Raw genomic sequence first — 12123 nt, forward strand, 5'->3', positions numbered from 1 at the left:
AAAGCAAACGGAAGCGTGACATGACAGATTTCAGCAAGCTGCATACCGACAAACTGTTTATCAATGGTGAGTGGCGCGAGCCCCTCGGCACCAGTTCCCATCCTGTAATTAACCCCGCCACTGAAGAAATGATTTGCCAGGTGGTGGAAGGCTCTGCTGAGGATGTGGATATTGCCGTTGCCGCTGCCCGCAGCGCTTTTCGCAAGTGGCGCCATACCAGCGCAGATCAGCGCTCAGCACTGCTAAATGCCATTGCTGACGGTATGGAAGAGCGCAAGGAAGACTTGATCCAGGCGATCTCACAAACCCTGGGTTGCCCCGCCCATATCACCCGTTGGTTGCATGTGGATGGCCCTATCTACGCCATGCGTTACTACGCCGGTCGCACTTCAATCATGGAAGAGACCGAAAAGGCGGCCCACTCGGTATTAATCCGGGAGCCGATTGGCGTGTGTGGCTTTATTACCCCCTGGAATTACCCTCTGCACCAATTCGTCGGCAAAGTGGCCCCGGCTCTCGCAGCGGGCTGCACCATGATTACCAAGCCTTCGGAAACCACGCCGCTACAGGATTTCGTCATGGCGGAGATTATCCAAGCAGCCGGTGTTCCTGCGGGCGTATTTAACCTGATCCCCGGTGCTGGCTCGGTCGTCGGCGCAGAGCTGTCATCGCACCCGGGAATCGATATGGTGTCCTTTACCGGCTCCACCCGTGCAGGTGTTGAAGTTGCCAAGGCTGCGGCGCCCACAGTTAAAAGGGTAACCCAGGAGCTGGGTGGCAAATCGCCTCTGATTATCACCCCGGACGCGGATCTCAAAGCAGCGGTTCGCTGGGGCTGCGAAGATGTATTTATTAACAGCGGCCAAACCTGTACCGCACTCACTCGTATGCTGGTTCCCGCTGAGCACTATGAAGAGGCGGTGGAAGTTGCCAAGCAGGTGGCTGAAGAAGTGGCCATGGGCACTGATGCCAATGCCTTTATGGGTCCCCTATCCTCCGCTCGCCAGCTGGAAATCGTGCGCGGCTACATCAAGAAAGGGATCGAAGAAGGTGCCCGCCTTGTGACTGGCGGCCTCGATTTACCCACCGAGCTGGATAAAGGCTTCTATGTGAAACCCACAGTATTTGCCGACGTTCACAACGATATGGCCATTGCCCGGGAAGAAATATTTGGCCCGGTGACCTGCCTGATCCCCTACAAAGATATGGATGAAGCTGTCGCCATTGCCAATGACACCGAATACGGTCTGTCCAGTGGCGTATGGGCTAAAGACGCCGAAAGCGCCATGCCTATCGTTCGTCGCATTGAAGCGGGCCTGTGCTTTGTCAACGGCGGTGAATTTAACTACGACGCCCCCTTCGGCGGTTACAAGCGCTCCGGCAACGGACGCGAGTTTGGTGAGGCCGGTCTCGGTGAGTTTATCGAACTGAAATCCGTGCAGCTTCCCGCATAAACTTCTGCACCGCCCTCTAATGGGGGCGGTACTGTTGACTGCTAATCCCCTCCCCGTTATCTTTGCTCGCACATCACGAGAGTGGCTGACGCCAACGCCAACCTGCCGACCGGGGCAAGGTGGTTCTCTCTCTGCGGCACACAAGGCCTGCGGGGAGGATGGGGCTCTACCAGAGCAAACCAACCGGATTAGCGAACATCACTTCGCCGCTTCCACGTCAGTCCTCCATAGTTTTACCATTGGAGGGACCATGTCCGAATCACCGTTTTCCAGTAAAGACATTATCGAAATTCAAATTGCCAACCAAAGAAGCCACACGGCAGTACGCGCGGTGAGAAGAGGTGATCGTCAGTTGTTGTGGCAACTACTGTTCGACACTGCCGAAGAGGCATTAAAATTTGCCACCAGTTGCCGCGCCAGTGAGCACCCTATTTCGGCCCATGAGGCCTGCGAACTGGCGGGATAAAGTAGAACCAACAGGCGCCGCGAGCTCGCGCCCGTTACCCTGTGCCAAGAGCACCCGACAGGAGCTAAAAACAATACCATGTCAAAGCCAGAACAATTCTTTGAGCACCTGCGCAGCGAACTCAAACAGATCGATGCAGACGGCCTGTACAAACGCGAGCGGATTATTACCTCCCAGCAGGCCGCTGAGATCCAGGTGAACAACGACACCCAGGTACTGAATTTTTGTGCGAACAACTACCTGGGCCTGGCTAACCACCCGGACCTGATTGAAGCAGCCAAAGAGGGGCTCGAACAGTACGGCTTCGGCATGGCATCGGTGCGCTTTATCTGCGGCACCCAGGACATTCACAAAGCGCTGGAATCGCGCCTATCTGAGTTCCTGGAAACCGAAGACACCATTCTTTACACCTCTTGCTTCGACGCCAATGGCGGCCTGTTTGAAACGCTGCTGGGCCCGGAAGATGCCATCATCTCCGACTCCCTCAACCACGCCTCCATCATCGACGGCGTGCGCCTGTGTAAAGCCAAGCGCTACCGCTACGCCAACAACGATATGGCGGAACTGGAGAAGCAGCTACAGGCCGCAGACGCCGCTGGCGCCAAGACCAAACTGATCGCCACTGATGGCGTTTTCTCTATGGACGGAGTTATCGCCAACCTCAAAGCCGTGTGCGACTTGGCCGACCAATACAATGCCCTGGTAATGGTGGACGACTCCCACGCAGTGGGCTTCCTCGGTGACCACGGCCGTGGCACCCATGAATACTGCGATGTAATTGACCGCGTCGATATTATTACCGGCACCCTGGGCAAGGCCCTGGGCGGCGCTTCCGGCGGCTTTACTTCTGGCCGCAAGGAAATTATCGATATGCTGCGCCAGCGCTCGCGCCCCTATCTGTTCTCCAACTCCGTAGCCCCGGCGATCGTCACCGCCTCCCTGAAGGTGTTGGATATGCTGACTGAAGGCGGCGAGCTGCGTGAACAACTGCGCGACAACTCCGCTTACTTCCGCAAGCGCATGTCCGAAGCAGGCTTTACCCTGGCCGGTGCCGACCACCCGATCATCCCGGTGATGATTGGCGATGCTGCCTTGGCGCAGAAAATGGCTGACAAGATGTTGGAGCGCGGTATCTACGTAGTAGGCTTCTTCTATCCGGTAGTGCCCAAGGGCCAGGCCCGCATCCGCACCCAGATGTCCGCCGCCCACACTCGCGAGCAGCTCGACCAGTGTATCGATGCCTTCATTGAAGTTGGCCGCGAACTGAATATTATCTAAACCAAACAGCGGCGCTGATACGGTAATTCTCACAAGGAATTCACCGGAGCAGCGCCGCGCCCTGCCATTTGTAGTTTTAAAAACAATGAAAGCACTATCCAAGCTGAAATCTGAAGTGGGAATCTGGCTCACCGATGTGGAAATCCCCACACCGGGCCACAACGACCTGCTGATCAAGATTCACAAAACCGCGATTTGCGGTACCGACATGCATATCTACAACTGGGATGAATGGTCTCAAAAGACTATTCCTGTCCCCATGGTGGTTGGCCACGAATATGTGGGTGAAGTTGTCGGTATGGGGCAGGAAGTTGCAGGTTTCCAGGTGGGCGACCGTGTTTCCGGTGAAGGCCATATTACCTGCGGCCACTGCCGCAACTGTCGTGCCGGCCGCCGCCACTTGTGCCGCAACACTTACGGTGTCGGTGTAGACCGTCCCGGAGCTTTTGCAGAGTATCTGGTAATCCCCGCGCTCAATGCCTTCAAGATTCCGGATAACATTTCTGACGATCTCGCCTCTATTTTCGATCCCCTCGGTAATGCGGTACACACGGCCCTGTCTTTCGACCTGGTGGGCGAAGATGTACTGATTACCGGCGCCGGCCCTATCGGTATTATGGCCGCAGCAGTCGCCAAACATGTTGGCGCACGCCATGTAGTTATCACCGATATCAATGAATACCGCCTGGACCTGGCACGCAAGATGGGCGCTACCCGTGCCGTAAACGTTGCCAAGGAAAATCTCAGCGATGTGATGAACGAGCTGGGAATGAGCGAAGGCTTTGATGTTGGCCTGGAGATGTCCGGCGTACCCGTCGCCTTCCGCGATATGATCGCCGCAATGAACCACGGGGGCAAAATTGCTATGCTCGGTATCCCCGCCGGTGAAATGGCGATCGACTGGGGGCAGGTTATTTTTAAAGGCCTGATGATCAAAGGCATTTACGGCCGTGAGATGTTTGAGACCTGGTACAAAATGGCCAGCCTGATTCAATCCGGTCTGGATTTAACCCCAATTATCACTCACCAGTTTTCGATCGATGACTTCCAACAAGGCTTCGATACCATGGGATCTGGTGAATCCGGTAAGGTTATCCTGAACTGGAAATAAGTCCCAATGGCTGTGGAATCGCCCGCAGCCATTCTCCCTGCCCTCAATTTACCACTCCCCCTGCCCCAAAATATCTTTGCGCTACCTGCCTGCTTCTACACATTTACAGTTGCTACGGCTTAACCAGTTAGCGGCAGAAATAGATCTTTTAAAACTTCGATTATTTTTTCAAAATCCTGAATCATTAGGTTCCAGCCGACCTAACACACGATTCATTCAATATCCCTGAAGCCTCTTTTTTACTGTACATCTTTATATTTATAGCGCATAAACCTGGTACGATCGGACCGGATCGCTACCACATTCTACTCCTACATAGGTCTTCCGGTTTTTACTCCAATTGATTCCAAGATAACAATCGGGATAATAAAGATCGGTTTTACCGCGGCACAAGAATTAAAAGTAAGAACATGAAACTTTATTTAACTTTGGCATTACTTCTTTTTACACCATTTGTCATAGCAGACGAAAACCTCTTCTATGTGGGAACTTGGCAATCAAATGAAAAAAAGACTTTAGCCAGCATGAACAACGTGGAGGACATACCCGAGAAAACCCAAATGCTCTTCCGCTCTAATTTCTTTGGGCGTCTCGTGAATGTAGTTCGAGTAGATTCGTTTGCAACTTACATCATAGGGGAAAAGCCTGAGGTATTGACATTTTCACCACATACGATCGAAGTCTTGAGTGCCGATACGATTCGTATCACATATTACGACGAACTCTCCACTTCTGATGAGACACGGATTTTAAAATACGAAAATAACTGCTACTCATTGCCAGTAACAAAATGGGAGTTTAGAGATTATTTTTGTCGTGTTGAATAAGACTCGCAACAAGCAGAAGTATACTCGCGTACTTCAAGTAATCGATCTCAGCTTCACCCCCCATACTTTGGGAAGTTACACTTAGAGAGACTCTGAATAACTCCATAATACCCCTGCGGATCTTGAAGGCTGCATACGTTAGGTACAGTTCACCGAAAATGACCTGGTTGAAACGCAGCAGCTGTGGCATTCAACCCCCACCCTTCAGGGCCTACAGATTTGTTAAGAGGCTCCATAAGTAGTCACCCAGTATGATCAAATACAGGAAGTTTCGAACGATGTTCCCACTTAAGAAATTCTGCTTATCGGCTTATAGCTTATTATTTGAGCAAATATGGTAAATTACTCCGCATCTAATTTTTTACAGATAGCCTTTATCACCCTATCGATTCTAGGTATTGCATTACTTTGGGCGCAAAACCGTTTTACAGCAATGCGATACTTGTTAGGCGCCACTGCATTATTGATGACATTTAATTTTGTAGAAGAAACGAAAGTAGTTAATCTTGGCTATTTAATCACGCCTTCGTTCTCATTATTGATGGGCCCATTATTTTTTGCCGTAGTTGCACAATTAATATCCGCCAGTTATCAACAACAACGTAAACACTGGGTGCACTTAGCACCAGCAGCAATCAGTTTATTATTTAATCACTGGCCCCAGTGGGTTTTAGCAGCCGGTACTTTAAGTCAGATTGTTTACTTCTCATTAAGTATAAAAGCGCTTATTCGATATCAACATATCTTGCCCCAAAACCGCTCCGATGCTAACAAATTGAGAGCTGATTGGGTTAAGCGTATCCTATGGGTTCTGGTTGGCGTTGCACTGGTGGATGCAGTGCGGCATAACTTGCAACCTTACTTACCCATTCCTCTTTTGCTCAGATGGTACCTTGTTATGCAGCTGAGCTATTTTTTGATTGTTGCTTTGCTTGTAATTCGTGCAGTTAGGGAACCGCAGCTATTTGCGGGTTTAACAGATGGTGAACAAGCGCTGGGCTTATCCGTAATAGAGGGTTGTGATAAAGGAAAGTGCAAAGCTGACGAAACGACTCAGGCAGATACGCTTTTCAAAGAGCTTAACAAACAAGTTCATAGTCAACAGCTCTATCGCCTGCCAAGGTTATCCCTTCGGGATTTGGCACAACATACAGGGCTTGGAGAGAAAGATGTTTCCTGGGCCATCAATCAGGGCTATGGCGGTAACTTTAATGACTATGTTAATGCCCAGCGTTTGGCAGATGTAGTTTCGCAACTTGATTCAGCAAAAGAGAGTGATTCGGACAAAAAAGTTCGTCTCCTCGATATTGCACTTGAAGCGGGCTTTAACTCTAAATCCAGCTTCAACAGCCTGTTTAAGCGCCACCTTGGGATGACTCCTAGTCAGTATTTAGCAGCAAAACCTCAATAATGGTTACTTTGGATGTGCAAAATCTGGATTTCGGACGCTAGAAGCTGATAATTTTGGCATTTTGGCCTCTTTGATTCAAAAGAGTCCATTATGAAGTTATCTTCTTATTTTTCTCGTTCATGGAAAGCAGCGGTAGCTATTTTAGTGTTCATTAGCGTTGCTGCGCTCGGATCTTGGGGATGTGCATGGTACATCCCTCCCTCTTCCTACGGGTTAGCTGAACAGAATGCTCGCATTGTAGTTACCGATATCACAGTCATCGACACCCAGCATAATACAGCCGCAAGTAACCAAAACCTCGTCATTCAAGGTGGAAGAATTGCCCAAATAACTAGCGATGTAATACCTGAGATTGAAGGCGAGCTGAGGATTAATGGCCTGGGTAAATATGTGATGCCAGGCTTAATCGATATGCACAGCCATGTATGGGGTCGATCCGATCTATTAGCTATGTTAGCGCACGGAGTCACTCGTACAAGAGTTATGGCTGGCAATTCCCCTCAGCGTATTCTTAAAAAATGGATCGATACTGGGAATATAGCCGGCCCTCATATGGTGTTATCCGGTGCACCTGTAAATCAACATTCTCACTATGCCAGTGGCCGACACCACAAGTTTATTGGTAGTAAAGAAGAGGCTCGCCAGCTGGTTCGCCAGCAATATCAACAGGGGTACCAACAAGTTAAAGTTTATGACGGCTTATCCCGTGAGGTTTTCTTCGCTATAGCTGATGAGGCGCAAAAGCTCGGCATGCCTTTAGCTGGCCACCCGCCTTTTGGTATTACTCTCAATGAATACTTATCGGCTAAACCGCAGTCATTAGAGCATGTGGAAATGATCTTTCAGGCACATTTGAACTACGATTATCAGCAGGACAGTTTCGATGAAATTGTGCAGCAACTATTAGATAGCAATGTACCAGTTAGCCCTACATTAATCGTATATGACAACGTAGCACAGGTCGCTCAGCATGGGCCAGACTACTGGCGCAGCATAGCTGATGATCTCGAGCTCAATCACCCCGCGATAAAAGCAATGGGTGAGCAGAAGGTTAGTGGGATACATAGTGCTAAAGCGCAACAGGATTGGCAGGGTAAATCCAACATTTTCGGAGATATGGCCAAGCAGCTAAACCAAGCCGGTGTTGAGATACTGATAGCGTCAGACGGCGGAACCTTCTATACGCCCAACGGCTTGGGCACTATTCAAGAAATGCAACGATTAGTGGAGGTGGGGATTCCTGTTAAAGATGTATTGCGAGCAGCAACCCATCACCCAGCAAAAGCACTGGGCATTAGCAATAAGGTGGGCTCAGTTTCCACAGGCTTTAATGCCGAACTATTATTGCTCGAAGACGATCCACGAGAAAACTTAAACACACTCACCAAGCCCCTAGGGGTAATTTTGGATCAGAGATACTACGATAGACATAGCCTTAGTGAAATGAAAGAGCTAGCTAAAAGCACAGGATCGAAAAGCAAATTTTATATTTGGTGGATTGTGGATAATTATATTTATTAGCGACGGCGCCAGTTAAATAAACTACTAATGTATCCCCCGAAAAAAAAGCCCAGCCGAATTAGAAGGGAATTCCATATTAAAAGGTAGAGTCACCCCACAAAGTTAAGATGTCCAAACCTACTAATATCTTCACTCAGAACTATCTACTTCGGCTAGTAAGCCATACAAACCTCGAACCCGAAGTTTAAAAATAGATTCTTCAATCTCAGGTTTACTATCAGTGATTCAATGAGTTCGAAGTGAGAATTTACAAAATATAGGCACAAAAATGATCTTATTGGAATTTATTAAGTTTGTTTTAATATCAAAGCTACGTAAAATCGATGGATATGTATCGGCATATAAAGTTTACTTGAATGAGTCTCTATGAGGTCCAAGTAAGCTATAAGAGAGACCTAAGAACTCTGAAAAAGACTCGCCTACTTAAAGGAGAACGCTAGAGCAATATAAGAATAAGTAAAAGGCGCTGACCCAAGGTGCTACCAACACCAGGGGCCAGCTAACCACATTGATACGCAAACTATCAAAATGGCTATATGCATCATACGCTAGATACCCGCTCGTCTTCAATAAAGTGGAGTAGATTCAGCAGCTTGGAGTGTGTCCTCAAGTGTATTAGTTCAGACCAAATCTGACACATCCTCTTGAAAAAGAGGGGTTTACCGGTTTTGATGAAGGTGCCTAAACCTAAAAGCAAAACCAAGGATAAACCCCATGATCCATACTAATGATCGCATCATCAAACACAAGACCGGATTGCTAAATCTGGCAGAAGAACTCGGCAATATCTCCAAAGCTTGCAAGATGCTGGGTGTGTCGAGAGACACTTTCTATCGCTATAAGGAAGCCGTTTCAAGTGGCGGTGTGGACGCCCTTCTTGAGAAGAACCGGCGTGTGCCCAACCACAAGAACCGTGTTGACACAGTCATTGAAGAGGCAGTGTTAACTTATGCCCTCCAAGAGCCTGCCCATGGGCAGGTTCGAGTTTCCAATGAACTGCGTAAACGCGGTGTATTTGTGTCCCCTAGTGGCGTTCGGAGTATCTGGTTACGGCATGACCTGGCTAACTTCAAATTGCGATTAAAGGCACTTGAGGCCAAGGTCGCTGAGGAGGGACTGATCCTCACAGAGTCACAGGTTCAGGCTTTGGAGAGAAAACGGCATGATGATGAAGCCTGCGGTGAAATTGATACTCAACACCCAGGTTATCTGGGCTCGCAGGATACCTTCTATGTAGGAACCTTTAAGGGCGTCGGACGTGTTTACCAACAAACCTATGTCGATACCTATGCAAAGGTGGCTCATTGCAAGCTGTACACCACCAAAACGCCAATCACTGCGGCGGACCTCCTGAATGACCGTGTGCTACCGTTTTATGCCTTACATGATCTACCAGTGCTGCGTATCCTAACTGATCGCGGTACGGAGTATTGTGGCAAATTGGAACAGCACGACTACCAGTTATATCTAAGTGTGAACGAAATAGAACACACTAAGACAAAAGCCAGACATCCACAAACTAATGGAATCTGTGAGCGCTTCCATAAGACCATTTTACAAGAGTTCTACCAACCCTCATTACGCCGCAAGATCTATGGATCAATAGAAGAGTTACAAACGGATCTGGACGAGTGGCTCACATATTACAATAATGAGAGAACTCATCAGGGTAAGAAGTGTTGCGGTCGAACACCGTTAGCAACTCTTGAAGATGGAAAAAGCATCTGGAAGGAAAAGCTCGTAAACTGAATTTGACCTGACAGAGCATCTCCTGAGAAACCGGTAACTGTCAGATCAAGTCTGAACTACTACACCTCAAGCTCTGGGAGCGTTGCGCCCGCCTTTTCTTCTTCTATGCCTATCGTTCTCGCGCCCCACCTCTTTCAAATCCCACACATTACTTCTTGAATCTTCCCACTACGGAAGGCCATCTTCTATTTTGAAATTCAGCAGGAACGAAATATGTTAATTTTAAACCGCCGAGTTGGTGAAAACCTCAGAATTGGGGCAAAGATCTCAATCACAGTATTGGAAGTTAAGGGAAACCAGATAAGCATCGGCATAGACGCCCCAAAGTCAATATCTGTGCACCGTGAGGAGGTCTATCTGCGTATTAAAAAGAACAAGCGGTAATAGATAATAGCTACTGATCACAAGTTTGATTTTGTACTACTTAGTGAGTCTATAGCTCGTAAACCCAATAGCGGGAAGAGCTGAAGCAGCGGCTTTGTGTACAGTATTTCAAATCCCATGCCTGATTGAATTGACAGGCATTCAAAGCCAGCAAGATCTATCGAGATCCTCATCCTGCGTACAGCAAAATCACTAACACTCAAAAATAGCTTTCACCTAAGCTCAATAATGTACTCACATCGCCACTATAGAAGCTAGCCTCAAAACCAGCTCTCAATGATCAGTGCCAAGCAACAATACTGCACACAGCCCTGCCCTTTAGCTGCTTCACGCCCTTAACTCGGCTAAGGAGAGCCAGAACCTCTCCTTAGCCGCCTTGATAATTTGATCTTTTAAGCAGATAACCACCACATAAATTACTACTTCAAACAAAAATAGAGCTGATTTTCCCCATTAGACTTCTACTACTCAATCGTCAGTTATCCAGAGCAACTGTTCCTAGGATTCCACTCTGTTTATAGCCCATTTTCTGTTTATTTTTTGCCGTTTCAACCTATCTTACACGAGGTCCAAATAAAGTTAGCAAGCGCTAGCTCGTCAGATTTTCGATCATCATGACCGTTATTTTCTTACTAACGATAAATAACTCTGAAATAGTATATAATTCAACAAGTTAAGAGCTTTCTGATATTGCTTGATAGTAGTCATGATGATCGTTTTTCCATTTTGTACGATTAGCCCAAATTCGTATAACCTTCTGATTTAAAATGAAAATTTATCTCTCTCCAACTAGATTGATTCCGAGATAGTAATCAGGATAATAGTGATCAGAATGATTACTATATAAATGTTAAACGAATATGATCATCAAATATCTGCTACTTACAATAACGATGACTTGGAGCCTTATTAGCATGGCCGACGAGGCAATGATATATGCCGAAACTGAGTTCACAGTTGGTGTTGAAACTACTCTTGAAAGTGGGTCACCGAAGAATAGCTACATGGTCGTGTTCGAAGATGATGGTGACACTGGATACTTATACGGATTAGATAGAAGCCGTGATGATAACCCAGTTCTAGATGCTCTTCATATTTATAATGTCGCTAATGTCACGGATAAGCATCTGCCATCTGAAGCTCAAATTGTGTGGTCAGGAGATGGTAATAAGGCTCTACTACTGATTAACGGCTACCCTCAAGCAGCATTCGATTTTCTAGCTCAAAGAGGTTATTGCCGTACGAATTTCCCACAGCCAGACACCAAATGGACTAAGCACAGCCATGAATGGAGCGATGATGTTCTTACACTGTTCTGAGTCCGCGTTTAACAATGCAAAGCATGTCGCACCTGCGGTGCTGGACCTCCGCACTGCGTGCTCCGGCCCATGTTTACGGCGTTATGAGTAGCGAGAGAAATGAACATCGAGCAAGAATTTAAAGGTAAGGTCGCAGAGCACTTAGAAAACCTGAGTGAGGATTTGAGGCCTATTCTCAAAAAATTAATAGAGTTCGATTATCCCAAAGAGGTTGATACGCTCGCATTTGAGATTTTCGTTGATGGGTTCTCGTCAGGATTCCCAGTTCGGGCATTCTTTATGGATAAAGATAATTCAGAGCACTTTATCTACGTAGATGGAAAAGCAGAATACCCCTCACCCGTAGATCCAAGTTTGTTGAAAATCGAACACGTATACCCGTATGAGCTAGAAGAAGAGTATGCAAGCAAAGATGAGTCGCTTGACCCATGGGATATCGCTACAAATGAGCTAATTGAGTGGTTCTCAAAATGTTGGCAAGCTGTGGGCGGTCAGGGCTTTAATTTGAAGGCTAATATTGCACCGCACGACAGTAACCATGAATTCAATTTGGTAGAAAGTAAGTGGCAAAACCGGTGGTAGCTCATAAATTGTAGTAGTTCA

11 protein-coding genes and 1 riboswitch are annotated in these 12123 nt (G+C 47.5%); all 11 genes read left to right on the top strand.

All coding sequences use genetic code 11. The annotated features are described in order from the left end of the window. Positions 1 to 20 precede the first annotated feature (20 nt). The 11 genes from ACJJIL_RS14605 to ACJJIL_RS14655 all read left to right on the top strand — a co-directional run bounded on the left by ACJJIL_RS14605 (position 21) and on the right by ACJJIL_RS14655 (position 12102). Positions 21 to 1454: an aldehyde dehydrogenase family protein gene (locus ACJJIL_RS14605; protein ID WP_444896567.1), complete on the top strand. Its 1434-nt coding sequence runs from the start codon at positions 21 to 23 to the stop codon at positions 1452 to 1454. A 65-nt stretch (positions 1455 to 1519) separates the two neighbouring features. Further along, positions 1520 to 1646: riboswitch (SAM-I-IV-variant riboswitch) on the top strand. Between the two features lie 58 nt (positions 1647 to 1704). Next, positions 1705 to 1920, top strand: a complete 216-nt coding sequence (locus ACJJIL_RS14610) for a hypothetical protein (RefSeq protein WP_445360035.1) — start codon at positions 1705 to 1707, stop codon at positions 1918 to 1920. A gap of 78 nt (positions 1921 to 1998) precedes the next feature. Next, positions 1999 to 3198 carry a glycine C-acetyltransferase gene (locus ACJJIL_RS14615; RefSeq protein ID WP_282933632.1) on the top strand — a complete coding sequence of 400 codons (1200 nt, stop codon included), beginning with the start codon at positions 1999 to 2001 and terminating at the stop codon, positions 3196 to 3198. A gap of 85 nt (positions 3199 to 3283) precedes the next feature. Then, complete coding sequence (gene tdh / locus ACJJIL_RS14620; RefSeq protein ID WP_444896565.1) at positions 3284 to 4309, top strand: L-threonine 3-dehydrogenase, zinc-binding type; 1026 nt, start codon at positions 3284 to 3286, stop codon at positions 4307 to 4309. A gap of 410 nt (positions 4310 to 4719) precedes the next feature. Further along, complete coding sequence (locus ACJJIL_RS14625) at positions 4720 to 5136, top strand: hypothetical protein (RefSeq protein WP_445360036.1); 417 nt, start codon at positions 4720 to 4722, stop codon at positions 5134 to 5136. A gap of 334 nt (positions 5137 to 5470) precedes the next feature. Beyond that, the gene (locus ACJJIL_RS14630) at positions 5471 to 6547 is read left to right on the top strand and encodes a helix-turn-helix domain-containing protein (protein ID WP_445360037.1); all 1077 of its coding nucleotides are present in this window, start codon (positions 5471 to 5473) and stop codon (positions 6545 to 6547) included. 90 nt (positions 6548 to 6637) lie between these two features. Beyond that, a complete protein-coding gene (locus ACJJIL_RS14635; RefSeq protein WP_445360038.1) occupies positions 6638 to 8068 on the top strand; it encodes an amidohydrolase family protein in 1431 nt (476 codons plus the stop codon). A gap of 714 nt (positions 8069 to 8782) precedes the next feature. Next, positions 8783 to 9817 carry an IS481 family transposase gene (locus tag ACJJIL_RS14640; protein ID WP_444905427.1) on the top strand — a complete coding sequence of 345 codons (1035 nt, stop codon included), beginning with the start codon at positions 8783 to 8785 and terminating at the stop codon, positions 9815 to 9817. 213 nt (positions 9818 to 10030) lie between these two features. Continuing rightward, a complete protein-coding gene (gene csrA, locus ACJJIL_RS14645; RefSeq protein WP_444916573.1) occupies positions 10031 to 10201 on the top strand; it encodes a carbon storage regulator CsrA in 171 nt (56 codons plus the stop codon). A 914-nt stretch (positions 10202 to 11115) separates the two neighbouring features. Continuing rightward, a complete protein-coding gene (locus tag ACJJIL_RS14650; RefSeq protein ID WP_445360039.1) occupies positions 11116 to 11520 on the top strand; it encodes a DUF2251 domain-containing protein in 405 nt (134 codons plus the stop codon). Between the two features lie 99 nt (positions 11521 to 11619). Beyond that, positions 11620 to 12102, top strand: coding sequence for a hypothetical protein (locus ACJJIL_RS14655; RefSeq protein ID WP_445360040.1), 483 nt, complete (start codon positions 11620 to 11622; stop codon positions 12100 to 12102). Positions 12103 to 12123 lie beyond the last annotated feature (21 nt).

Source organism: Microbulbifer maximicatervae (SeqCode) (assembly GCF_052468095.1).